Here is a 25,133-nt window from a genome sequence, read left to right on the forward strand (position 1 = left end):
AAATTATTTATCCATAAAAAATAGTGTAATATTTTTAACATTTTTTTTAATATTTTTATTTGAAAAATTTTTAAAGTATTTTTTAATATTATATTAAGTGAATAGTTCTAAAATAAACATTAACAATCTTTTAAATAAATATTTTATTTTTATTTAAATTGTATTTATTGAGATTGAAATTTAAAGGAGGTTGTATGAAAGTTTTTAGCAAAATTGTTAAATTCTCTACTATAGCGGTTTTTTTGTTGCACTTTAATGCAAGCGCCCTTACTGAAGGAAAGGAATATATAGTATTACACTCCCCTATTCCTAGTGTTCCTAATTCTGTTATAGAAGTTTTTTCTTATCGTTGTACACATTGTTATGATCATCATAAATTTAATACCCTTGAAAAAATTAAAGAAAAGCTTCCAAATTTAAATTATAGTTTTTATCCTGTAAGTTCTATGGGAGATTATGGTAAACAAGCCAATGAAGTATTTGCTTTTGCGTATGCTAAAGATAAAGAAAACAATATAGATTCTACAGATCAAAATAGTTTTACTTATAAAGTTGCTGATGCATATTTTAGTGCTTACTTTAAAAAGAAAGAAAGATGGGAAAATGGAGAAAATCCAGAAGCTTTTTATGATGTTGGATTAAAAGCTATGGGTGTAACTAAAAATGATTTAGAAATTTTTTTAAAAACCGATGAAGCAAATAAAATTTTAAAATCATATGAATATGCAAATGATATTTCTAAAAATTATGGAACTCCAGGTTTTGTTGTAAATGGAAAATATCAAATTACACCACAAGCAATTACATCTCCACAAGCTCTTATCAAGGCTATAGAAGAACTTAGTAAATTATAGGAGTTATATTATGTCCTATAATTTTTTAGAAAAAATTTGCAAATGGCAAGATACTAGAATGCCTTGGGCTATAATTATTTTTATAACTATAGCACTTGTATTTATAGCACATTTTCTTTTTCAAAAATATCTTTTTATGGAACCTTGCGAACAATGTGTTTATATACGTTTTGATATGCTTGTTATAGCTCTTGGTGCTATTATAGTTTTCATAAGTCCTAAAAGTGATATTGCTAAAATATTTGGTTATACTTTTGGATTTTATGGAATTTGGCTTGGAATTGAACATTGTTTGCTTCTAAATCATATACATGAAGCCGTTCATTCTGGGAACCCTTTTACTGGAACTAGTGGATGCAGAGAAATTCCTATTTATCCTTTTAATTTGCATTTATATGAATGGCTTCCACAATGGTTTCTTCCTAGTGGAGAATGTGGAATAGATGCTCCAGTTGTCCCAGAGTCTGCTTATGCTACTCTTAGTTTTTTTCAGAAAATTTTCATTGGAAATCCACCAAATTTTGAAGATGGGCTTTATAGTAATGGGTGGTATTTAATTCCAAAATGGCAATTTCTTAATATGGCAATGTGTTGTCTTATAATTTTTATATGTTGCTTTATAATGCTCTTTTTAATGTTTATTTCTTTTGTTTTTAGTAAAAAAAGAGCAAGAGTTTTAGCAATAATTATTTTTATATTTATTGTTACATTAAAAATTACTGGAAAATCAAGAACACCAGTTTTAGTAAGTATCAATGATAATTGTGAGATAAGTTTATTTTTAAAAATGCATAAATTTGTGTTATTGCTTTGATAAATTAAGGAATAAAAATGAAATTAAATAAATCTTTTTGTGCAATAGTTTTAGTAACGAGTACAACTTTAATTACCCCAAATGTTTTATTGGCGATAGGAAGTCCAAGCGGATCTAAGATTGATTGGCAAATTCAAGGGCAAATTGGTGCTATAAAACTTAATCCTTATAATCTATCTCCTTTAACTGCTATTATAATGGATGGCGGATATATTTTAAAAGATATAAAAGTTACTATACTTCCTAAACCAAATGGACAAACAATTTCTTATCGTGTGAGTGAAAATATGGCTAAAACTTATGGAGGAATCCCTATTTTTGGTCTTTATCCTTCTTATTTAAATAATGTAAAAGTAAGCTATACTAAAGTATCGGCCAATAAAAGCGAAAAAATTGTTGATGAAATTTACAAGATAACAACTCCCGCAGTAAGTATAATGCCAAGCGGTAATAGTGCTCAAACCGGCTCTCCTTTTGGTAGTATTAATATCATAAAAATGGATGAGAAATTTAATGATAGATTATATCTTATAAATAATACGCCTGGCAAACAATTAGGAAAAGGTTCTCAAGCTATATGGAATAATCCAATTGGCGGAGCTTTAGAATGGGATGAAAATTCTAATGTTTTCATTATTGATACCAAAGGTGAAATTAGATGGTATTTTGATAATGATAAGCTTATGGATTGGAATAATATCTATAATCGTGGCATTATGATGGGTTTTAAGCAAAATAAAGATGGAGCTTTAAGTTGGGGTTTTGGTCAAAGATATGTAAAATATGATGTTATGGGGAGGGAAATTTTTAATAGAGCTTTGCCTTTGGGCTATATTGATTTTTCTCATGCTATGGATAATATGCAAAATGGTCATTATCTTTTACGTGTAGCTTCTGCAAATGTTAAAAGAGTTGATGGCAAAAATGTAAGAAGTGTTAGAGATGTTGTAGTTGAAGTTGATCAAAATGGTAATGTAGTAGATGATTGGAGATTATATGATATTTTAGATCCCTATAGAAGTACTATTATAAAAGCCCTTGATCAAGGAGCTGTGTGTTTAAATATAGATGCCAATAAGGCTGGAGTGACTTTAAGTGATGAAGAGCTCGCAAAAATGGATGAAAATAATCAATTTGGTGATATAGCTGGAACAGGTATAGGTAGAAATTGGGCTCATATAAATAGTGTAGATTATGATCCAAGTGATGATAGTATTATCATCTCAAGTCGTCACCAAAGTGCTATCGTTAAAATAGGTAGAGATAAAAAAATCAAATGGATTTTAGGAACTCATAAAGGATGGGGTAAGAAATTTCAACAATATCTTTTGCAACCTATAAATTCTAATGGCGCTAAAATAGTTTGTGAAGATGAATATTCTAAATGCCCAGGATATGAAAATGAAAAAGGTGGATTTGATTTTACTTGGACACCAGCATACAGCTTGGAGAATTGACTCAAAATCAAATAAGCGTTATTTATATTTAAGTGTTTTTGATAATGGTGATGCAAGAGGAGCCAAACAACCACCTTTTGTATCGCAAAAATATTCTCGTGCTGTTATATATAAGATTGATCAACAAAATAAAACAGTAGAGCAAATTTGGGAATATGGAAAAGAAAGGGGCAATGAGTGGTTTTCTCCGGTTACTTCTTTGGTGGAATATCAACAAGATAAAAATTCTATAATGGTATATAGTGCAACTGCTGGAATAGCTTTTGATTTAAGTAAGGGTATAAGCATTGGCGATCCTAAACCAGAAATTGATGAATTTATCTGGGGAGCGAAAGAACCCTCAGTTCAAATCCGATTTAGCGGAACAAATACAGGATATCAGGCTATGCCTTTTAATGTAGAAAAAGCTTTTAATACTAAATAAATTTAAGTTCCTATTAAGTTTATTAAAACTTAATAGGAAAGTTTATCAATTTTTAATCATAGGTTTATAAGGTCCATACCTATGCTGGGTAGTTGAAAAGCCATCATCATAAGGTCCTACATCCATATCTAGAGGTTTTACTTTTCTATCAGGAAAATCTTTATCTCTATTTATCTTAATAGGACGCGTTTGAGAATTTATATAAGCTGCTACATCGTAGGATTCTTCCAAGGTTAAATCAGTATTCCCTTTTGGCATATTTTCTTTAATATAAGATGCTGCTTTGATTAAGCGATACATACCAGCTCCAGTATTATAACTATCTTTTCCCCATAAAGGTGGATAAATATAATAAGCCCCTACTTTGTCTTCATTTTTAACTCCAAGTCCATTTTCTTGATGGCAAACGATACATTTTTCATTATATACAATTTTACCTTTTTTTGGATCAGCTGCTCTATCAATAAAATCTATTTTTTTTAGTCCTTGTCCTTTTGTTTTTGCGCCAGTTGGAATACCTTGAGATAGCCATTGCATATAGGTTAGCATTGCTTTCATTTCTGGAGTATTTTCAGGCATTTTTTTACCATTCATAGATCTTTCAAAACAACCATTAATACGATCGGTTAAAGTAATAACCTTATCTGATCTTGCATTATATTGTGGGAATCTTGCCCAAATTCCTACAAATCCTGATTGATTTTGAACGGTTCCTGCAGCAGCATGGCAACTTGAGCAAGAAAGATTATTACCAGCAAAACGTTTATTTTTATCTTTTGCTTGTGGGCCTAAGTAATTTGAAGTTTCGTTAAGAATTTTATTTCCTAAAATTACCATTTCAGAATATTTTGACTTTGGCATTTTGCTTTCATCTATTGTGCCATCTTCATTTAAGGCTTCAGGTAGCTTCCATTCAGCTTCTGGTAAATTAATACCTGTTTGAGCTTTGGTTTTAGCTAAATTTTTATCAAGTGCAAAAGCACAACTTCCAACCAATAAAACTGCTAATATTATAGAAGTTTTTTTCATGGAAAGCTCCTTTTTTTGTTTTTGTGAGTAAATAAAGTATAGAACTTTAAAGAAAAAAAGTCAATTAAAATTAAAATAAATTAATATATTTTATATATAGCAAAGTTTTATTTAGATAGAATAATTTTTGCAGTATTTTATAAAGGAAAGATATGAAAAATTTAAGTTTTCAAGAAAAAAAAGATTTAGATCAATGTGTTTTCAATGTTTTATCAAAAAAAGAAATGAATTTTTTTCAAATTTTATTTTTAAAAATTAAAAGTATTTTTTATTCTAAGTAATATAAATTAAAATCTTTCTTTGAGTAAGAAAGATTTTTAAAAGAAGGCGAATCAATTAAGATTTTACATTGTCTATCTAAATTTTCTATTCCATAGACTTTCATAGACATTCTATTGTTTGTTTTTTGAAGTTCTATACCAATGCAAGCTTGATTGTTTATTTTATATAATAAAATACCACCTTCTTTTTCATCTATATTTAAAATAGTTAAATTTTGATTTTTACTCATATCCTTGATATCTTTAGAAAATGAGTAATGTAATTTGTAATAAATCATAATATCTTGCATGGCATTTTTTAGATTTTTAAATTCTTTTTTTAGTGTAAGTTGTTTATCTTGATAAAGAGAAAGAAAGTCTTTATTTAAAAATTCCAAAAAAGTGGCATTGTTTAATTTTTTACAAGAATCAAATGTTTTTAAAATGCTTACCTCGTTGTCTGTAATTAAGAGTTGAATACAAGGATTTTTATTGTCATAAAAACTTAAAATCTCTGCTTTTTTAATACTAATATTTTTATTAGGTTTTTTATCATAAGCAAAATCATTTAGATTTTCATAAATATTAGCAAAAATGAAATTATAAGATAAAATTAAAATTATTAGATGTTTCATTATATAAAAAGTTGCTTATAATGTTCTCTAATATATTCAACAACTTCCAAAATTTCATCTACCCCTTCTTTAGTAGAATGCTCTAAAATTGTATCAATATTTTCTATATAAATTTCAATTGCTTCCTCAAGTTTATTTCTTTTTACTCCAGCATATAAAAGCATTGCTTCTAAAACAACATTAAGCTCATAAGTTAAATCTTTTATTTCTTGTTCTTTATCATTTTTGTACATTTTCTTCCTTTTTAATTGCTTTACTTTTAATTAAATCTATAAATTGAGCTTTGATATAATTATAATTTGTACTATCTTTAAAATTAGCAAATAATCCACCGCTAGCATTTTTATGCCCTCCCCCACCGACTAATTTTTTGGCCATTAAGCTTACATCTAAATTTCCGTTTGCTCTAATACTTAAAGTTTTTTTTGAACTAATATCAAGAAAAAAATCATAGTCTAAATTATTAATTAAAAATTCATTGCCTATTATTGAAGTATTACCTATATTTGAAGTCAAAAGTCCTTTATGGTTTTCATAAAAAATAGTAAAATCTTCTTTATGATTTTGTAGTTTTTCAACAATGAATTTAGAAACTAAATTTGCTAAAGTATCATCATATTCTTTTGTAAAATAATCTTTTTTAATAAAATGTAAAGCATTATCAAGCAAAATATAAGATCTCTCTTTTTGTATAAAAGTTTTTGCACGATCTAAAAGATAAAACATATAAGAAGTGTGTTCCTTTTTAAACATTACACGATTAATTTCTTTTGCGTTTGCAATAAGACCTAAACAAACTTTACCAAGTTCAAAATCTTTATCTTTACTAAGCCAAATATCAACAGCATTTACTATATTGATAAAATCTTCCATTTTTTGATCATTGAAACAAATTTTACTAAAAAAATCATAAACAATTTTTGCAGCACATCTTGAACTATCTAAAAAATACCAAGAGTATTTCTGCATACATTCTAAACCACTTTGATGATGATCTAATAATAAAATTTTAATATCTTTTTCTTTGCATACTTCATCAAATTCTTTACATTGAGAAAGGGTTAAATTTAAATCAGTGATAAGTAAGAGTATCTTTTCATTTTCTTTTCTTGTATCTTGTATATCTTTTATAATATTACTAAAATTATCATTTATTTCTTTTCCATAATTAGAATTGTAAAAAATTACATTTTTAAAATAAAAATTAACAACAAATTGACACGCATAACCATCTAAGTCTGTATGAGAGAGATGATAAATTTTCATTATTTTCCTTAAAGTTCTATTTTAATAATACCTTCTGTATTAAAATTAGTATTTTCAGCAATTTCTGCGAAACTTAAAACAATAATATTAATATTAAAATTAAAGCAAATATCAGCTATAAATTTTCTAAGTTGTGGCTCAACGCATAATATAAACGGTTTAATACGTCCATTAGCCACTGCAGCAACTTCAGATCTTAAAGTATCCACTAAAGCGCCCGTTTGAGCTACGCTTAGAGGTAAATGATAGCCTCCATCTCTAAATTGAACATTTTCCATTAAAATGCTAGATGTAGCTGAATCTAAAATAAAAATATCCAAATTTCCTTTATCATCAAGATACATATTTGTTATCATTCTAGCTAAAGATGCTCTTACGTGCTCTATAATCATATCAAAACTTTTGCTAACCTCTGCAATATCGCTCATTGATTCTAAAATGGTAAGCATATCTTTGATTGGAATTTGATTTCTTAATAAATCTTTAAGAACTTTTTGTATTAAGCTTACAGGAACTAAAGATAAAGCACTTTCAACAATAGCAGGATAATCATTTTTAAGTTTTTCAAGTAAATTTTGTACCTCTTGTCTTGTAAGAAGTTCTGATGCGTGAGCTTTTATCAATTCACTCATATGCGTTGAAATAACACTAGCTGGATCAATAACTATATAACCATTTAAAGTTGCTTCATCTTTTAAACTCGCATCAATCCAAAGTGCATCAGAATTAAAAGCTGGTTCTTTTGTGGCTATACCTTCAACTTCTTCTGTTATAAAACCACTATCCATAGCTAAATATTTATCAGGATAAATTTCTGCACTAGCTATAGGCACGCCTTTAAGTTTAAAATTATATTCATTAGGCTTTAGTTGTAAATTATCTCTAATTCTAATTTTGGGCATTAAAAAACCTAAAGTTTGAGCAATATTACGTCTCATAGATCTAATTCTTTCTGTTAGCTCATTTTCAGCAAGTTTTATAAGACCATATCCAAGTTCAAGTTCTAGAATTTCTACTTTTAAAATATCATTAATTTTATGTTCTTCTTCTTTGATAATCTCTTCCTCGCTTTTTTTAGGTGTTGCTACTGGGGTTGAGCTTGCATTATTTGCTGTATTTGCAACTGGTTTTTTGCCTACTTTTACATCGATTTTTCCTTCTTTAACTTGTTTTGTTAAATATCCAAGTCCTAAAAACACAAATGCCATAAATCCCAAAGAAAAATGAGGTAAACCTGGAACTAAAGCAAAAATAAAAAGAACAAAACCAACAATTAAAAGTGTTCGATATTCGCTTAAAAGTTGATTAAGTGTTCCTTCTGCAAAATTATCTTCATCTTTACTTGCACGTGTAATAATAATTGCAGTAGCAGTTGAAGTGATAAGTCCTGGAATTTGAGAAACAAGTCCATCTCCTATAGTTAAAATTGTATAAGTTGAAGCTGCTTGCGATAAAGACAAATCATGCTGAAAAGAGCCGATTAAAAAACCACCTATTAAATTTATAATTGTGATTATAATTCCAGCTACAGCATCCCCTTTTATAAATTTAGAAGAACCATCCATAGCTCCATAAAAATTTGCTTCTGCAATAACTTCTTGTCTTCTTGCTCTAGCAGTTTGTTCATCAATGAGTCCTGCATTTAAATCAGCATCAATAGCCATTTGTTTTCCAGGCATAGCATCAAGGGTAAATCTTGCTTGTACTTCTGATACTCTTGTACTTCCTTTGGTTACAACCATAAAATTTATTAAAACTAAAATACAAAAAACAATCACACCTATAACATAATTTCCGCCAACAACAAATTCTCCAAAAGCAGCTATAATCTCGCTTACAGCTTCGGGACCTTTTTGACCTTCACTTAAAATCATACGTGTTGTTGCAATATTTAAGGAGAGTCTAAAAAGAGTAATGATTAGAATAAGGGTTGGAAATGTTGTTAAATCTGTGGGTTTTGGAATGTAAATTGATATTAAAATAATTAATACAGATAAAGCAATACTTAAGGCTAAGAAAAAATCGAGTATTGGCCCTGGTAATGGAACTATGATAATTGCTAAAATACAAACTATAAAACCAACAATAGTAAGACTTTTGGCTTTAACAATGGGACCTATTAAAGGACCCAAAAAAGGAAAAACAAGATCTATAATTTTATTTTTTGCCATTATCTTCTATAATACTTGCTAAAGTAATAGATTCTAAAAAATTATCAACTTTATTTTGAAGTTTTACAAGTATAGGCATTAAAAAACAATTTTCTTCTTTATTATTAGGACAGATCCCTCCACTACAGTCAAATACACTTACTTCTTTTTTTTCAACGCTATTTATAATTTCTTTAAGTGTATATTCTTTTGGATTTTTAGAAAGACTAAATCCACCTTTAGCACCCTTAAAAGAGTGTAAAAGTCCATCTTTTGCTAAAGTTTGAAGAATTTTAGCTAAAAAACTTTTTGGAATATTAAGTTCACTAGACATATGGTCTACATCTTGCGATTTGTTTTGACGAGAAATATAAATTAAAGAAAGTAAAGCATATTCACTAGCTTTTGTAAGAAGCACTATTTATCCTTAATAACTATATTTAAAAAACTAATTATAATAAAAAAACCTAGATAAAGACTTAATAATTCGTTAAAAATATAAAAATTTTTATAAATCTAGTAAAAATTATAGTTTAAATTGATAATTAATTTTAAAAATACTATAATTCCAAAATTCACATTTTCGATTAAAATAAGGCTTATATTTATGAATAAATTTAAACAATTTAGTTTTAATTTTCTTTTTAAAGTTTCAGAACAACCAGTGCTTTTTAAAGATTTATTAGAAGCTAATATTTTATTTAATGAAGATATAATGGTCGATTGTTCGAAGTTAAATTATAAAATAAAAAATTTAAATTGCTATTGTTATTATGGGGTTTTATGTGCTTTTATTCTACTCCCTTTACTTTTAGCAACACATTATTTTTTAACCTTGCTTGATTTTCATGTAAGTATTGTCAGTTCAATTATTGTAACTTCTTGTATTTTTATAGGTTTTGATTTATTTAAAATTTATATAAGAAAAATTGCAACAAAAAAATTAATTAAAAAGGCTTGGAATAATCATTTTCCTTGCTTTTCTTATGAAAAATATTCAAAAACTATAGAAAATATATATAAACAAGCTTTAAAAGAGCAAATTCCTCAAAATTCACTTAGAAAATATATTTTTGAACAACTTGTTCTTGATCATTCTAAATAATCTAAAATTTGATTTTGAAAACGTATATTTTCTAAATTTCTTTTTAACTCTTTATTTTCTTCATTAAGAACACTTTCCTCTGCTCTTAAAATAGCTATTTCTCTACTTAAATAATAAATTTGATTTCTAATATAAATTTGGGGAATAAATAAAAATAAAACAACACTAATAAACAAAGCTACAAAAAATAAATGATTAAAATTTAAATTTCTATCTTCTTTGGTTGCATCACTAAAGCCTTCTAAAAGAGTATTTTTTGTTGCCTCAGTATCTTCTTCTAGGGTATTTAAGTTTTGATTTAATAAGGGCTTGTCTATATCTTCTAAAAAAGGTGGTTTTTGGTTTTTTAAATTATTGTTTATAGAATTTGTTTTTGAAATTTGATTTAATGTTTTATCTTCATTTTTTATTTCTTTTTCTTCTTTATCATGATGTTTTTTTGGTATTAATATATCTTTTTTTTTGTCTTTTTTAAAATTTAAAAATAATGTTTTTTTAGTTTTGGTTTGAGTATTTTTTTTAGCTTTTTTTTCCTTTAAATGCAAAAAAATTTTTTTAGTTAAAGAAGGTTTTTCTTCGAGCTTAACATTGATTAAATCTTCTTTTAGATAAATATTTGCTTTTTTGGGTTTAATAGAAGATGATTTAACTTCTTCATTAAATTGATCTAAAATATTTTGACGTCTTTTATTAAATCTACGTCTTAAAATATCATCAGTATCACTAAGCTCTTCTTTTAATTCATCATCTAAAGGCTCTCTTTGATTGATTGCTCTTGAGTATTTAAGCATTTTTTGACGAATGCTTTGTTTTTCTTTTAGAAAATTATCATCTATCATTAAAAGTCCATATTATTAAAATAAAAAGCTCGCAATTTAGCACAACTTGATCTTGGATTTAAATTAATTTCATCTTGTTTAGGGGTAATTACTTTTTTATTAATAATTTTGCCTAAATTATTATTTTTATTGCATTCGCATTTAAACATTTTATCATCACAAATGCATTTTTTTTCCCATTTTTTAAAAAAGTTTTTGACAATTCTATCTTCTAAAGAATGAAAACTAATTATAGCCAAAATACAATTTTGTAATTTTAAATTTTCAATCTGGGTTAAAAATTCTTTTAAAACCTCTAATTCTTTATTTACTTCTATGCGTATAGCTTGAAATACTAAAGTTGCTTTTTGAATTTTTCTTGAACTAACCTTACTAAAACCTATAATTTCTTTTAATTCTTTTGCGCTTGTAATCTGTTTTTTATTTCTTGCTTGAATAATTTTTTGTGCTAAATTCCAAGCATCACTTAACTCTCCATATTCTTTTAAAATAAAAGTAAGTTTATCTTGTGAATAGAAATTTACCACTTCAAATGCACTTAAAGATTTATCTTGATCCATACGCATATCTAAAAAATCAGAATTTATCGAAAATCCTCTTTTATTTTGATCAAGTTGCAAAGAAGAAACTCCAATATCTGCTAAAATTCCTCTTATATTTTTAATATCAACTTTATCTAAAATTTCATTAAAATTACAATGGTGCAATATAATTCTATCTTTAAATTCTCTTAATATATGAGAAGAGAATTCTAAAGCAGTTTTATCTTGATCACAACCAACTAAAGAAATTTCCGGATGTTTTTTTAGTATCATTTTACTATGACCTGCATAACCTAGGGTGCAATCTAAGAATACTCCTTGAGTCAGATTATCAAAGATAATGCTAACTTCTTCTTGTAAAACAGGTATATGAGGTATATGCAATTTAAATCCTAAGTAAAAATAATTTTAGATTAATTATAACGAAAAAACTTTAAAATACTAAAAATATTTATAAAATTAAACTACACTTAAACACTAATTCGATATAATTATAAGCTATAAAAATTGTCAAGGAGTTTTATGCTTACTTGGATGCAACATCATAAGAAATATCTTGTTGTTACTATATGGATTAGTGTTATTGCTTTTGTAGGCGCTGGATTTGTTGGATGGGGTGCTTACGATTTTAATCTTAATCGTAATTCATCTGTTGCAGTTGTAGGAGATGAAAAAATCACATTTAGTGAATTTAATACTAGATATAATCAAATTTATAATTATTACAATCAAATTAGCAATAATACTCTCAATGAACAAAAAGCAAAAGAATTACAAATCGATCTTATTGTGCTAAATTCTCTTATAGAAGATAAACTTTTGCTTAGTTTTGCTAAAGATATAGGTTTAAATGTTAGTAATAATGAAATTATACAAGAATTAATTAAAACTAGATTTTTTCAGGATAATCAGGGAGATTTTAACAAAACATTTTACTATAATATTTTAAAACAAAATAATCTTACTCCAAAAGAATATGAGCAAAGTATTTATAATGAATTGCTAATTGATAAACTTAATGGTATTTTTAATTTATCAAACCAAACTGAAGAATTAAAAATGCTAAGTTCAAGTTTTTTTATGCAAGATTTATTAAATATTGAAGTAATAAATTATGATAAAAATAAAATAGATATTAATGAAAAAGAAGTTGAGAAACTTTGGCAAGAAACGAAAGAAAACTATAAAACCGAAAAAATATACGAAGTTTCATTATATTATATAAAACCTGATACAAAACAATATAGCGATAAAGAGCTTTATAATTTTTATAACGATAAAAATAATAAATTTAAATATAAAGATGTTAATGGAAGATTATTAGATTTTAATAGTTCTAAAGAAAAAGTTATAAAAGATTATCGCTTAAATGAGCTTAAAGAAATTGCAAATAAAAAATTTCTAGATTTAAAATCTGGAAAAATTTCATTTCAAAAAGATATAAATATCACTAAAGATGATGTAAAATATCCAATTGAAAGATTAACAAAAACAACCAAAAATGAAATTCTTAGACCTTTTGAATTTGAAGAAGGATTTATGATCATTAGATTAAATAAAGTAGATCCTATAAGATTGAAAACTTTTGAAGAAGCAAAAAATGATGTTTTAGAGCAATATCTAAATCAAGAATCAAGAAAAAAAATTGAAGAAATAGCTCAAAGTAAAATAGGAAATTTTAAAGGGATTAATATAGGTTTTGTTAGTAGAGATTCTTCTAGAGATTCTCAAAAACTAGGTGAAAATATTTTAAATGATACAGAATTTAATTATTTTTTAATGAATGTTTTTAATTCAGATCAAAATAGCTCATATGTTATTTTAAATGATACAAAGGCAGTTGTTTATAAAATAAATAAACAAGAATTATTTAATGAAACAAAATTTAAAGAGTATAAAAATGTTTTGGAGCAGAATTTAAAAACTTTAAAAAGTAGCGAGTTAAAAAAAGAGTTGGTAGAACAATTAAAAAAAGAATATCCGATAAAAATTTATTATAAAGGGAATTAATTTTGAATATATTAGGAATTGATCTAGGTTCAACACAAACTTGTGCAATTATTGCTCAAAAAGATGATGAAGGGCTTAAAGTTATAGGATTTGCAAAAGCAAAAACCAATGGAGTAAAAAAAGGCGCAATTACCAATATAGAGCTTGCATCAAAATCAATAGAAGATGCTGTAAAAAGTGCTGAAATGATGTCAGGTGTTCACTATGACAAAGTAGTAGTTTCTATATCTGGAGCTTATACCAAGAGTGTTGATAGTACAGGTGTTGTTAATATCCCAAAAGGCGAAATTACTATAAAAGAAATTCATCGTGCTGTAGGCACTGCAAAGCATACGGCAAATTTGCCAAATGGATATGAGATAATTCATGTTTTACCTTATAATTTTAAGGTAGATGATCATGAATTTGTAGATGATCCTTTGGGGATGAATGGAAATCGTTTAGAGGTATCTACTCATATAGTAATTTCTCAAGAATCTCATATTAAAAATCTCAAAAAAGTTGTAGAATTAGCAGATTTAAGAGTTGATAATATAGTATTATCAGGTTATGCATCTTCTATTGCTTGTTTAGATGATAGTGAAAAAGAATTAGGAGCCGTTCTTATCGATATGGGAGGTGCAATTTGCGATATGATTGTTCATGCTGGAAATTCTATAAGATACAATAGCTGCTTACAAATTGGTTCTATTAATATTACTCAAGATCTTTCTATGGCTTTGCATACTCCTTTAAGAGAAGCTGAAAAGATAAAATTAAACTATATATCTTTAAGCCAACAACCAAATGCTTTAATACAAATTCCTTCTATGGGAGATGAGAGAAAAGTTAATGAGGTATCTTTAGATGTAATTTCAAATGTTATTTATGCAAGAGCTGAAGAAACTTTAATGATTTTAGCAAAAATTTTAAGCGATAATCGTTATATAAATTCAATAGGTGGTGGTATAGTTTTAACTGGCGGAATGACAAAATTAGCCGGAATTGATGAACTTGCCCCAGCAACTTTTGATAATAAATCCGTACGTTTAGCAACAGCTAGAAAAGAGCTTATTAGTGGTTTTAATGAAATTTTTTCAGATCCTGAAAATACTTGCGCTATAGGTTTGTGTCTTTATGGGGCTGGATACTTTACGCCTTATGAGCTAGATTCTAATGAAAAATTAAGATATAAAGGAGAAATTGAAAATTTTAACAAACAAATAAAGCAAAATATCGCTATTGAAAATGTAGATGAAATAAATGATGAAAATTTTAGTAAAAATTTACAAGAAAATGATACAATTTTCATACAAGAACAAGAATATGATTCTAAAGATATAAAAGAAAAGAAATCAAGTGTTTTTACTAAACTTTGGCATAAAGTTATTAATCAATTCTAAGGGAGAGTTTTTATATGAGTGAATATTTAGTAGAGGAAATGCAACATTCAAAAGGTGCTAAAATAAAAGTTATAGGCTGCGGTGGTGGTGGTGGAAATATGATCAACCATATGGTAAAAATGGGCTTAAATGATTTAGATCTAATTGCTGCAAATACTGATGCGCAGGCAATATCAAATTCTTTAGCAAAAACTAAAATTCAATTAGGTGAAAAAAAGACTAAAGGACTTGGAGCAGGAATGCTTCCTGAAGTTGGTGCTGAGAGTGCTAGAGAAAGTTTTGAAGAAATTAAAACTTCACTAAGTCAAAGTGATATCGTTTTTATTGCTTCTGGATTTGGCGGAGGTACTGGAACAGGTGCCACTCCTGTAATAGCTCAAGCGGCTAAAGAAATCGGTGCCTTGACTGTTTCTGTAGTTACTATGCCTTTTAAATTTGAGGGAAAACAAAGAAAAAAATTAGCTGAAAATGGTCTTTTAGAGCTTAAAAAAGAAAGTGATTCAATTCTTGTTATTCAAAATGAAAAACTCTTAAGCATTGCTGATAAAAAAATTGGAATCAAAGATGCTTTTAAACTTGTTGATGATATTTTAGCCCGTGCTGTTAAAGGTATGGTTTCTATACTTTTAGATAATGGTGATATTAATGTCGATTTTGCAGATGTTAGAACTATTATGAGCCATAGAGGCTTAGCTTTAATGGGTGTTGGAAGTGCTCAAGGTGAAAATGCCGTAGAAGAAGCTTTAGCTAATGCAATTGAATCTCCATTATTGGATGGTATGGATATTAAAGGTGCTAAAGGCGTTATTTTACATTTTAAAACTAGTTCAAATTGTTCTTTGATAGAAATTTCAGCTGCAGCTAGTAGCATAGAAGAAATTGTTGATGAAAATGCAAAAATTATTTTTGGTACAACAACAGATGATAGTATGGAGGATAAAGTAGAAGTAACTATCATTGCTACCGGATTTGAAGATAAAACTTATACTAACAACAATACTAACAATAAAACAAATGAAGAAAATGCCTCTAAGAAAAACTCTTATATCATTAGAAAAGCAAGTGGAGGTTATGACGAAGAAATGATTAATGCCTTAGAAACCCCTACTTTTTTAAGAAGACAAATGGATTAATTAAGCGTTATTTTTATATAACGCTTTTAAATTATTATAAGCAATTTGAATTTTTTCAAATTGTTCTCTTGCGTAAAATCTTTCCATTTTACTTTTATCTTGATTAAAATCTGGATGATATATTTTCACTAGCATAAGATATTTTTGTCTTATTTCGCTTAAGTCATTTTGTGGAGTGCATTGTAAAGTCTCAAAATAATTATTAAAAAGTTTGGCCAATGCATTAAATTTCCATTTAAGATTTTCTTTATTTTTTATATTCTCACAAAATTGTTTATATTCTTCTTGATTAATAGAAAAATCTACACAATATTTTAAATGTTCATTTTCATTAACAAAAAGTTCAAAAAGCTTTAAAGTATTTTCATTTTTATATTCAAGACTTAAAGTATAATTTAATTCATTATATTCTATTTTAAAATCTTTAAAATAGTTTTTTATATAAATAATAAAAATTTTTTCATTTGAGCTTAATTTCATAAGAATATTTCCTGGGATAAAATCTATTTTTATAAAGATTATCGGTTTTAATACATTATTTTGTTCAAAATTTAATCTAAAAGTCTTAAAATGCGCTTCGTCTAAATTTTTAATACTTTCATTGGTATTTTTTCTATATTTTTGATCAAGAACTTTTAAAAAGTATCTTCTTTGTGGAATTTCGTTTTCTTCAAAAAAAGAAAAAATCTTATTTTTTCTTCCTATAACTTTTGAAAAATTTTTAGTAATCAAACCTTTAAAATAATGAAAAACGGTAATATCATCGGTATTAACATTTATCGATTCTAAAGTTTGAACAACTTGCATCTTTACTCTCCCATAAATTAGCACATTCATAAGGTGTGCTAGTAGATTTTAAAATTTCATTTGGTATAAAATCGACTTTATAAGATAAAGATTGACACTCTTTAACAAAATATCCCAAATAAATATATTTTAAATTTTGATTTTGGGCAAGTTTTATTTCATTTAAAAGAGAAAATTTTCCTAAAGATAAATGCGAAAAATCAGGATCATAAAAACAATAAATGCTAGAAATTCCATCATTTAAAATATCTATTAAATCAACGCAAATTAATAAATCATTTTGATAAAAAGCTAGCTCATAACCAAAGTTAAATGCTCCATCAATATAAAGATTGTAATATTGTCTAAAATTTAAATCATATCTTTTCCAAGATCTTTTTTTTTCCATAAAACGATGATATTTTTCATATAAAAAAAGATGCTCGTTACTTAAGGTAGGTTTTCTCAATATTATTTTTGTTTGAGAATTTTTACTAAAAATTCTTCTTTCGTTTTTAGAAAATTTATATAAATAAGCTTTAATTCTTAAACTTAAACATTCATTGCAATTTTGACATATCGGTCTTGAAAAATATCTGCCAAAACGCCTCCATCCTCTAGAGATCAATTCTTGATTTAATTCTTTTGAGCAATTAAATATATATTTATATTCGGTTCTTGAATTTCTATCATTAAGATATGGACAAAGATCTTCTAAGGTGCAAAAATCTATTTCATTCATTAATAAATTTTCTTAATATCTGAATCGTTAATAAATTCTTTAAATTCATCAATTAGTTTTTTTTCTTTTAAAAATACTTCCTCTAAAGATTTATCTTGTTCATTTGCTTCTTTTTTTTGGATATTTTTTAAATTTTTATGATTTAACATAGAATTTTTATTTTCTTTCTGCATTTCTTTTTTAATGCTTTTTAAATCATCTAAAAAATTCATATATGCTCTCTTTCTTCTCTAATTTTCTTAAGAGTTGCAGCAATAGCAGCTATAACTTCTTCTTTATTGTTTTGATGTCTATCTTCTGTTTTTTCAAGTAGTTCTTGCATATGAGTATTAATAAAAGATGTATCAAAATATCCTCTTCTAAATTCTCTTGTTTTAGTTATTGCAATTAAAAAAGGAATAGTAGTTCTAACTCCATCAATAACAAATTCTTTAAGAGCTCTTTCGAGTTTATTGACCGCTAAATCATAACTTGTTGCTTTAATAATAAGTTTTGCAAGTAAAGAATCATAAGAAGGTGGAATAACATAATCTTTATAGATATGGCTATCAACTCTTACAGAAGGGCCAAGAGCTGGATAATACTCATTAATTTTTCCAGGATTTGGAATAAAATTTTTCCATACATTTTCAGCAGTAATTCTTGCTTCTATAGCAAATCCTCTGGGCTTAATATCACTTTGCTCAATATCAAGAATTTCTCCTCCAGCTATACGAATTTGACGCACTATTAAATCAACTCCTGTAATTTCTTCTGTAATAGGATGTTCTACTTGAATTCTTGTATTCATTTCCATAAAATAGAAGCGATTGTAATCATCAAGTAAAAATTCGATTGTTCCTGCATTTGTGTATCCTACTGCTTTAGCTGCAGCAACAGCAGTTACACCTATTGTTTTTCTAAGATTATCTGAAATTCCAGGACAAGGGGCAATTTCTATTATTTTTTGATGACGTCTTTGTATAGAACAATCCCTCTCGCAAAGATGGATAATATTACCATAATTATCTCCTAAAATCTGAAATTCAATATGTCGCGGATTGATAATATATTTTTCCATAAAAATCTCATCATTTTTAAAAAAACTAAGAGCTTCTCTCTTGCAAGATTCTAAAGCACTTTCAAGCTCTTCTTCTTTATATACAACGCGAATTCCGCGTCCTCCCCCTCCTCCACTAGCTTTTAAGATTACTGGATAACCTATTTTTAGTGCAAAAGATTTTATTTCATCTAAGGAATAATTATTTAATTTTTCAGTTCCTGGAACTATAGGAATTCCATTAGAATTCATTAAAGCTCTTGCAATGTTTTTATTGCCCATTTTATATATAACTTCTGATTTTGGTCCAATAAAAATAATGCCCGCATCTTCGCAAGCTTTAGCAAATTCGTGATTTTCGCTTAAAAATCCATATCCTGGATGTATTGCATCAGCTTTGCAAGCTTTGGCAATTTCAATAATTCTTGCAATATCCAAATACCCTCTTATAGCATCAGTTCCTATGCGATATGCTTCATCAGCAATTTTAACATGTAAGCATTCTTTATCTGGTTCTGTAAAAACAGCAACACTTTTAATATGTAAATCCCTGCAAGCTCTTATAACTCTTACGGCGATTTCAGCTCGATTTGCAATTAAAATCTTATGTATCATTTATTCGCCTTTTAATTAAAATAATAAATCTATTATATAAAAATATTAGTAATAATTTTATATAATAAATATTTTAATAATTTCTAATCGAAAGCATATTCATAACAATGATTTTAGAATTTAAAAATATTTTAATATTTAAAGTTGTAATTTAATGTTAGCTGATAAAAAATTATTTTATTTAAGTTCTGTTTTGATTATTATAGGTATTGTTTTTTCTTACTCTTTGACTGCTTTTACTGTACTTTATTTTGAATATAGCGAATTTCATTTTTTTATAAGACAACTTTTTTTTGGGGTAAGTGGAATTTTAATTATGTTTTTTATTTCACGTCTTAATCCTGATGCCAATAATGCGAAAAGAATTATTTTAGCTTTACTTATAATTTCTTTTATTTGTATAATTATTTTACCTTTTTTGCCAACCGCTTTAGCTACAGCTAGCGGTGGAGCTAAAAGATGGATTAGAATAGGACCTATTTCAGTTTCTCCAGTTGAATTTTTTAAAATAGGACTTATTTATTTTCTTGCTTGGTCTTATACAAGAAGAATAGATGATAATAAAAAGGCTATTAAACACGAAATTTTAATTTTATTACCTTATTGTATAGTTGCTAGTATAGTGATTGGTTATATTTATATCACACAAAATGATTTAGGACAAAGTGTTATTTCTTTTTTTCTTATTCTTGCCTTGGCTTTTTTTGCTGGAACAAGTAAAAGATTGTTTGCTTTTAGTACTATTATTATTATGATGATAGGTATTATGGTAATTTTTAGCAATCAAAGAAGAATTCAAAGAATTATCAGCTGGTGGGGAAATATACAAGATGCCTTTTTACCTTTATTTCCTAATTGGATTGCCTCAAGTTTAAGAGTAAGCGTTAATAATGAACCTTATCAGATCTCTCATTCACTCAATGCTATAGCACATGGGGGATTTTTTGGAGAAGGTCTTGGGCTTGGAATTTTTAAACTAGGTTTTTTAAGCGAGGTTCATACAGACTTTGTTTTATCTGGAATTACTGAAGAAATTGGACTTTTTGGATTAGCTTGTATTTGCATCCTTTATCTTTGGATGATTTTAAGAATTTTTAGAATTGCTGGAAGATGTGATAGAAAACAAAATTTTATTTTTTGTTCAGGTATAGCTTTACTTCTTTTATTTTCTTTTTTTATGAATGCTTTTGGTATTATTTCTTTAACCCCTTTAAAAGGTGTTGCTGTGCCACTTCTTAGTTACGGGGGAAGTTCTATGTGGGCTATTTGTATAGGAATTGGCTATGTTTTAATGATTTCTAAAAAGGTGAAATTATGATAGCAATTACAGGTGGAGGAACTGGGGGGCATTTAAATATAGCTAAATGTTTATTGCAAAGTGCTAAAAAACAAAATATAGAATGTATTTATATAGGGAGCACCTATGGTCAGGATAAGCTTTGGTTTGAAAATGAATCAGGTTTTAAAGCAAAATATTTTTTGGATTCAAGAGGTGTTGTTAATCAAAAAAAAATAGCAAAAATTAAATCTTTATTTAAAATTTTACAACTTAGTTTTAAATGTCGTGAAATTTTTAAAAAACATCAAATAAAAGCTGTTTTTAGCGCCGGTGGATATAGTTCAGCTCCAGCATCTTTTGGAGCGATTATTAATCATATCCCTCTTTTTATCCATGAACAAAATTCTGAAAAAGGAGCTTTAAATTCTCTTTTGAAACCTTTCTCTAAAGCTTTTTTTAGCGCTTTTGAGCCTATATTTTGCTCTTATCCAGTTAATGAAATATTTTTTAAAACAGCAAGAATAAGAAAAGAGCTTAAAACAATTATATTTTTAGGTGGTTCTCAGGGTGCTAGTTTTATCAATGCTTTGGCTTTAAAATTGGCTCCAAAATTAAGTAAAAAAAATATTAAAATTATACATCAGTGTGGAGAAAAAGAATTTGATTTTTACCAGAAAGCTTATGAAAAACTAAATATAAAAGTAGATATTTTTGCTTTTGATAAAAACATTTATACCAAAATACAAGAAGCAGATTTAGCCATTTCAAGATCTGGAGCTAGTACTCTTTTTGAACTTTGTGCTAATAATATCCCAACTATTTTCATCCCCTATCCATATGCAGCTAAAAATCATCAATTTTTTAATGCTAAATTTTTAAAAGATAAAAATTTATGTGAAGTTTTTTTACAGTCTAATTTAAACGAAGATAGGTTATTGCAAACAATTTTAATTTTAAATTTAGAACAAATATCTACAGGTTTAATTAATATATTAAAACCAAATGGAGCAGATGAGCTAATTTTATATATGAAAAATATTATAAATTTATGAACTTGTTGTTTTATCTTCTTTTATTTTTCTTTTAGCAAGACCCATTTGTTCATAAGCATCAATTTCTTTTTTATAAGAAGCTGAAATTTTCTTTAATTCTTTATTTAAAAAACTTATAGTCTGAGGGCTTGCATTATCATTAGAACTAAGAGCAGTAATAAATTCTAATTTCTTTTTTGTTGTCTCATCTAACTCTTTTGATTGTTTGCTACCAAGTTTATGTGTGCTTATAAATAATTGAGCAAGGTTTTTTAGCTCTTGATCTGTTAAAGAAGTATCTTTAGCAGTTGTTATCATTTTGTCTAAATCTGTATTAAATATTTTAGTTTTTTTATTAGAATTATCATTTTTTATTTTAGTTTTTTCACTTTTTTTACCATCATTAATAATAAGATAAGCTATTATACTTAAAAAAATTGAAAGTAAAATAGCTGCTACTAAAATAATAAAAAATATTTGATGCATTATAATTTACTAATAAAATGACGTTTTCTATAGGCCAGTAAGCTTAAAATTATCATTGTAAAAAATCCCCAATAAACATAACTTGGGATTTGTACAGCTTCTCCAGCAGCGTAAGAGTGCATACCAACTAGAAAATAATTAACTCCAAAATATGTCATAATGATTACCCAATAAGCAAACATTGAGCTGACTGCAAAGACATATTGATTGCATAATTTTGGAATCATTCTAATGTGTAGTATAGCTGCATAAACTAATATACTCACTAATGCCCAAGTTTCTTTGGAATCCCAACTCCAATATCTCCCCCAACTTTCATTAGCCCAAACAGCGCCTAAAAAATTTCCAGCAGTTAGTAAGCAAAGTCCTAAAATCATTGCCATTTCATTAATTCTTGTTGCTTCTGTAATATTTCTTAAGATATTTGCATTATATTTACCTTTATTTTTAAGGAAACACATTAAAATCAAGACAAAAATAGCAAGTAAAGCACAAAGTCCTAAAAATCCATAACTTGCTGTAATAACAGAAACATGAATTGTAAGCCAATAAGAATTTAATACTGGCACTAAATTTGTAATTTGAGGATCCATTTCACTTAAATGTGCTACAAAAAGGACTATACCCGCTAAAATAGAAGTTAAAGAAAGGGCTATAGGGCTTTTTTTAGAAAAGAAAATTCCAGATAATGCTAAAGCCCAAGATATATAAACCATACTTTCATAGGCATTACTCCAAGGAGCATGATCTGCTAAATAAGCCCTTAAACATAATCCTATACTATGAACAATAAAAACAATAATATTTAAAATATATACAATTTTAAATATTAAATTAATTTTAATATTAGAATTTAGCATTTTAGTTAAAACCAAAATCAAAAGTAAAAGACCTGCTAGTAAATATACAGGGATTAATTTTACAAATAATTGTAAATGGTTTGTAAAAATTTCTATTGAGATTTTAGTCTTGTTTGGTATAACATTGCTACCAAATTTTTCTTGATACTTTTCAATTAACTCTAATGCTTCATCTGCTTTGGACCAATCATTTGTTTTAATGCTATTTTTCACAGATAAAAAATAATTTTTTATTAAATTTACAACAATTAAATTTTCTTCTCCTTTGGTAAATTGCATAGCTGAGAAAGGTGCAAGCCAAGTGTTATTTTTATCATTTTGAATAGGAATAAATTTAAACAATTCTCCACTAAAAATTAAATTTACAATATTTGCTCTTTCATCAAGTTTAATAATCTCTTTATCTAAAACTCCTCTAGTATTTGGATTTTTGCGATTTGCATTTTCAACATATTTTAAAAGAGCATAATTGTTATCTTTAGTAAAAAAATCTATATAGCTGATATAAGGTTTACTAGGAATATTTAAAATTTTAGAGATTTCTTCATTAATTGCTTTATTTTTAGGCATAATTATAATCGGCTCTTTTGCCCAAGATTGTACATCTATAAGCATAGAAAGCATTATAGCACTTGCATCTTGATTTTTGTAACTTGTTTTTTTATAAATTTTTTCTAAAACTTCTTTAGCTAAGGTATCAAATGGAACCATTCTCCCGCTAGGCTTTTGAACTATAAGATGACTTAATTTTTTAGCATGATCCTTATTAATTATTGGTATATTATTACTTGTATTATTTTCAAAAGCTTGTAATTTATTAATACCTAAAAATAAAAAAGTAAATAATAAAATTTTTACAGAATTTTTAAGAGCATCTTGATTGATAAGTTTTGCTAAAACTCTAAATCTTGAGTGTGGATTTAAAAAATTTAAAAACATACCAAGACATAATAAAAAATATCCAATATAAGTTGGAATTTTTCCTGGATCTTTATTGACTGAAAGTATGGTTCCTTTTTCATCTTGATCATATGAACTTTGATAAAATCTATAGCCTTTATAATCTAAAACATTATTCATAAAAACCCTATAATCAAAACTTGCATTTTTATCTTCGAGTCTAATTTCACTTGCATAAGAAGCCGGAGACATTGAACCTGGGTATCGTTCAATTATAAAATCATTTAAATAAATTGAAAAAGGTAATTCTTGAAAAGAAGTTGTCCAAGAAATAAAGAATTTTTGTCCATTAAGCTCAATAACTTTTGGTTTATCATATTGAAAAATATAAAATTCTTGTTTTTTACCCTGATATGAAAGTTCAAATTTTAAAGCATTATTACCATTTAAAGTTAGTGGTTGATATTGAGTGCTCATAGCAAAAGGTTTTAAATTTTCTAACCACGATGCTTTCCAATTATAAGGTTCTCCAAACCAAGAAATAATTAAAGTCCTAAAAATTTCAAGCCAGATATTTTTAAACCAAATCAAAAAACTCTCATCTTGTGGTCTATTATCTCCAGTTATAATTTCTTTAGCATGTAAAGAAGCAAATTTTATAACAAAACTTAAATCATTAATTTCATAAAGCCTTTTTTCTTTAGCATTTACTTTAGAACCTATTTCAAGATGAGAATTAACTCCATCTTGCATACTTAAAAAATTCAATCTTTGGCTTGAAATTAATTCTAAATTTTTATTAATTTTAACAAAAGGAGCTTTAACTTCATCATTCATAAAAGAAAAATTAATACCATCTATATTTTTAATTTCATTTTGCTTTAATTTAATTTCTTGATTTTGTCCATTTTTAGCAAGCATTAAGATTAATAAAGCATTAGAAGAATTTAAATCTTCTATATAAGAAACTTTAGCATTTAAGATAAGGTCTTTATATTGTAAAATTGCTTTGTTGTTATCAATATTTAGTTCAAGTTTTAAAGAATTAGCAAAAGGTAAAACAGCTATATCTTTATCAGATGCTACTCCATAGATTTGTTGATTTTTAAGTGCTGAAAATTTGATAAAAGATTTAGAGCTTTCAATATAAGAGTTTGAATCATTTTCTCTAATATGAAGTAAACCCTCAAAACCACCATATCTTGTCATAATAGAACCTATTAAAATAAATAAAAAAGAAAAATGAAATATCATTAAAGGCAATTTTTTAATTTGAAACATTTTATATCTTAACATTCCACAAAATAAATTAATCCCTAATAAAAACTGAATTAAACCAAACCAAAATGTTCCATAAATCATAGCCCAAGCAGTTGGAGTACCATAAGAACTTTCGATAAAAGTTGCCAAAGCACAAAAAAGTGCAAAAAGTAAAAAAAGTAAAATAGAAATTTTTAAATCTCCAATGCTTTTAATAATATTTTTCATTTTTATC

Annotated in this window: 23 protein-coding genes and 1 pseudogene; 10 read left to right on the plus strand and 14 right to left on the minus strand. The window is 26.7% G+C overall.

The features are described from left to right. The first annotated feature begins 194 nt into the window (after nucleotides 1–194). From JG676_RS01630 to JG676_RS01640, 3 genes and pseudogenes are all read left to right on the plus strand, one after another. Nucleotides 195–854, plus strand: coding sequence for a thiol:disulfide interchange protein DsbA/DsbL (locus JG676_RS01630; RefSeq protein WP_200217118.1), 660 nt, complete (start codon nucleotides 195–197; stop codon nucleotides 852–854). 10 nt (nucleotides 855–864) lie between these two features. Then, nucleotides 865–1,668 (plus strand): protein-disulfide oxidoreductase DsbI, encoded by an 804-nt coding sequence (gene dsbI / locus JG676_RS01635; protein WP_200217119.1) that lies wholly within the window; start codon nucleotides 865–867, stop codon nucleotides 1,666–1,668. Between the two features lie 17 nt (nucleotides 1,669–1,685). Continuing rightward, nucleotides 1,686–3,549: pseudogene (locus JG676_RS01640) on the plus strand (aryl-sulfate sulfotransferase). 45 nt (nucleotides 3,550–3,594) lie between these two features. On the opposite strand, the gene JG676_RS01645 reads toward JG676_RS01640, so the two are convergent. Further along, on the minus strand, nucleotides 3,595–4,578 hold the full coding sequence (locus tag JG676_RS01645) for a c-type cytochrome (protein ID WP_200217120.1): 984 nt from the start codon (nucleotides 4,576–4,578) through the stop codon (nucleotides 3,595–3,597). Nucleotides 4,579–4,730: 152 nt separating this feature from the next. Here JG676_RS01645 and JG676_RS09075 point away from each other — a divergent pair, with 152 nt between their 5' ends. Continuing rightward, complete coding sequence (locus tag JG676_RS09075; protein WP_279586433.1) at nucleotides 4,731–4,859, plus strand: hypothetical protein; 129 nt, start codon at nucleotides 4,731–4,733, stop codon at nucleotides 4,857–4,859. Here JG676_RS09075 and JG676_RS01650 read toward each other — a convergent pair. The 5 genes from JG676_RS01650 to JG676_RS01670 are packed head-to-tail and all read right to left on the minus strand — an operon-like array spanning nucleotide 4,847 to nucleotide 9,307. Then, nucleotides 4,847–5,473: a hypothetical protein gene (locus JG676_RS01650; protein ID WP_200217121.1), complete on the minus strand. Its 627-nt coding sequence runs from the start codon at nucleotides 5,471–5,473 to the stop codon at nucleotides 4,847–4,849. The genes JG676_RS09075 and JG676_RS01650 overlap by 13 nt on opposite strands. Then, entirely contained in the window at nucleotides 5,473–5,706 is a 234-nt protein-coding gene (locus JG676_RS01655; RefSeq protein WP_200169009.1) for a hypothetical protein, read from the minus strand. Before JG676_RS01655 ends, JG676_RS01650 begins: the two co-directional genes overlap by 1 nt. Further along, nucleotides 5,693–6,739, minus strand: coding sequence for a DHH family phosphoesterase (locus JG676_RS01660; RefSeq protein ID WP_200217122.1), 1,047 nt, complete (start codon nucleotides 6,737–6,739; stop codon nucleotides 5,693–5,695). Before JG676_RS01660 ends, JG676_RS01655 begins: the two co-directional genes overlap by 14 nt. Before the next feature lie 8 nt (nucleotides 6,740–6,747). Further along, complete coding sequence (flhA, locus tag JG676_RS01665; protein WP_200217123.1) at nucleotides 6,748–8,910, minus strand: flagellar biosynthesis protein FlhA; 2,163 nt, start codon at nucleotides 8,908–8,910, stop codon at nucleotides 6,748–6,750. Next, a complete protein-coding gene (locus JG676_RS01670) occupies nucleotides 8,897–9,307 on the minus strand; it encodes an RrF2 family transcriptional regulator (protein WP_200217124.1) in 411 nt (136 codons plus the stop codon). Before JG676_RS01670 ends, flhA begins: the two co-directional genes overlap by 14 nt. Nucleotides 9,308–9,496: 189 nt before the next feature. Here JG676_RS01670 and JG676_RS01675 point away from each other — a divergent pair, with 189 nt between their 5' ends. After that, nucleotides 9,497–9,994 carry a hypothetical protein gene (locus JG676_RS01675; protein WP_200169005.1) on the plus strand — a complete coding sequence of 166 codons (498 nt, stop codon included), beginning with the start codon at nucleotides 9,497–9,499 and terminating at the stop codon, nucleotides 9,992–9,994. On the opposite strand, the gene JG676_RS01680 is transcribed toward JG676_RS01675, so the two are convergent. Both JG676_RS01680 and rsmH read right to left on the minus strand, forming a co-directional pair. Then, a complete protein-coding gene (locus JG676_RS01680; RefSeq protein WP_200217125.1) occupies nucleotides 9,982–10,833 on the minus strand; it encodes a hypothetical protein in 852 nt (283 codons plus the stop codon). The genes JG676_RS01675 and JG676_RS01680 overlap by 13 nt on opposite strands. Next, the gene (rsmH, locus tag JG676_RS01685) at nucleotides 10,833–11,759 is read right to left on the minus strand and encodes a 16S rRNA (cytosine(1402)-N(4))-methyltransferase RsmH (protein WP_200217126.1); all 927 of its coding nucleotides are present in this window, start codon (nucleotides 11,757–11,759) and stop codon (nucleotides 10,833–10,835) included. Before rsmH ends, JG676_RS01680 begins: the two co-directional genes overlap by 1 nt. Before the next feature lie 138 nt (nucleotides 11,760–11,897). On the opposite strand from rsmH, the gene JG676_RS01690 reads away from it, so the two are divergent. The 3 genes from JG676_RS01690 to ftsZ are packed head-to-tail and all read left to right on the plus strand — an operon-like array spanning nucleotide 11,898 to nucleotide 15,900. Further along, nucleotides 11,898–13,385 carry a peptidylprolyl isomerase gene (locus JG676_RS01690; protein WP_200217127.1) on the plus strand — a complete coding sequence of 496 codons (1,488 nt, stop codon included), beginning with the start codon at nucleotides 11,898–11,900 and terminating at the stop codon, nucleotides 13,383–13,385. A 2-nt stretch (nucleotides 13,386–13,387) separates the two neighbouring features. Then, on the plus strand, nucleotides 13,388–14,767 hold the full coding sequence (ftsA, locus tag JG676_RS01695) for a cell division protein FtsA (protein WP_200217128.1): 1,380 nt from the start codon (nucleotides 13,388–13,390) through the stop codon (nucleotides 14,765–14,767). 14 nt (nucleotides 14,768–14,781) lie between these two features. Beyond that, the gene (ftsZ, locus tag JG676_RS01700; RefSeq protein ID WP_200169000.1) at nucleotides 14,782–15,900 is read left to right on the plus strand and encodes a cell division protein FtsZ; all 1,119 of its coding nucleotides are present in this window, start codon (nucleotides 14,782–14,784) and stop codon (nucleotides 15,898–15,900) included. On the opposite strand, the gene JG676_RS01705 is transcribed toward ftsZ, so the two are convergent. The 4 genes from JG676_RS01705 to JG676_RS01720 are packed head-to-tail and all read right to left on the minus strand — an operon-like array spanning nucleotide 15,901 to nucleotide 19,082. Continuing rightward, complete coding sequence (locus JG676_RS01705; RefSeq protein WP_200168999.1) at nucleotides 15,901–16,707, minus strand: adenylosuccinate lyase; 807 nt, start codon at nucleotides 16,705–16,707, stop codon at nucleotides 15,901–15,903. Further along, a complete protein-coding gene (locus JG676_RS01710; protein ID WP_200217129.1) occupies nucleotides 16,670–17,428 on the minus strand; it encodes an arginyltransferase in 759 nt (252 codons plus the stop codon). The genes JG676_RS01705 and JG676_RS01710 overlap by 38 nt, the downstream gene beginning before the upstream one ends. Continuing rightward, the gene (locus JG676_RS01715) at nucleotides 17,428–17,640 is read right to left on the minus strand and encodes a hypothetical protein (protein ID WP_200217130.1); all 213 of its coding nucleotides are present in this window, start codon (nucleotides 17,638–17,640) and stop codon (nucleotides 17,428–17,430) included. The genes JG676_RS01710 and JG676_RS01715 overlap by 1 nt, the downstream gene beginning before the upstream one ends. Then, the gene (locus JG676_RS01720) at nucleotides 17,637–19,082 is read right to left on the minus strand and encodes an acetyl-CoA carboxylase subunit A (RefSeq protein ID WP_200217131.1); all 1,446 of its coding nucleotides are present in this window, start codon (nucleotides 19,080–19,082) and stop codon (nucleotides 17,637–17,639) included. Before JG676_RS01720 ends, JG676_RS01715 begins: the two co-directional genes overlap by 4 nt. Nucleotides 19,083–19,236: 154 nt before the next feature. On the opposite strand from JG676_RS01720, the gene ftsW reads away from it, so the two are divergent. Next, nucleotides 19,237–20,400, plus strand: a complete 1,164-nt coding sequence (gene ftsW / locus JG676_RS01725) for a putative lipid II flippase FtsW (RefSeq protein ID WP_200217132.1) — start codon at nucleotides 19,237–19,239, stop codon at nucleotides 20,398–20,400. Continuing rightward, the gene (gene murG, locus JG676_RS01730) at nucleotides 20,394–21,413 is read left to right on the plus strand and encodes an undecaprenyldiphospho-muramoylpentapeptide beta-N-acetylglucosaminyltransferase (protein WP_373563786.1); all 1,020 of its coding nucleotides are present in this window, start codon (nucleotides 20,394–20,396) and stop codon (nucleotides 21,411–21,413) included. Before ftsW ends, murG begins: the two co-directional genes overlap by 7 nt. Here murG and JG676_RS01735 read toward each other — a convergent pair. Both JG676_RS01735 and ccsA read right to left on the minus strand, forming a co-directional pair. Then, a complete protein-coding gene (locus JG676_RS01735; protein WP_200217134.1) occupies nucleotides 21,408–21,878 on the minus strand; it encodes a hypothetical protein in 471 nt (156 codons plus the stop codon). The two genes, murG and JG676_RS01735, sit on opposite strands and share 6 nt — an antisense overlap. After that, entirely contained in the window at nucleotides 21,878–25,126 is a 3,249-nt protein-coding gene (ccsA, locus tag JG676_RS01740) for a cytochrome c biogenesis protein (RefSeq protein WP_200217135.1), read from the minus strand. The genes JG676_RS01735 and ccsA overlap by 1 nt, the downstream gene beginning before the upstream one ends. Nucleotides 25,127–25,133: the final 7 nt, after the last annotated feature.

Origin of the sequence: Campylobacter sp. 2018MI34, from assembly GCF_016598975.1 — a bacterium.
Taxonomy (GTDB): Bacteria; Campylobacterota; Campylobacteria; order Campylobacterales; family Campylobacteraceae; genus Campylobacter_D.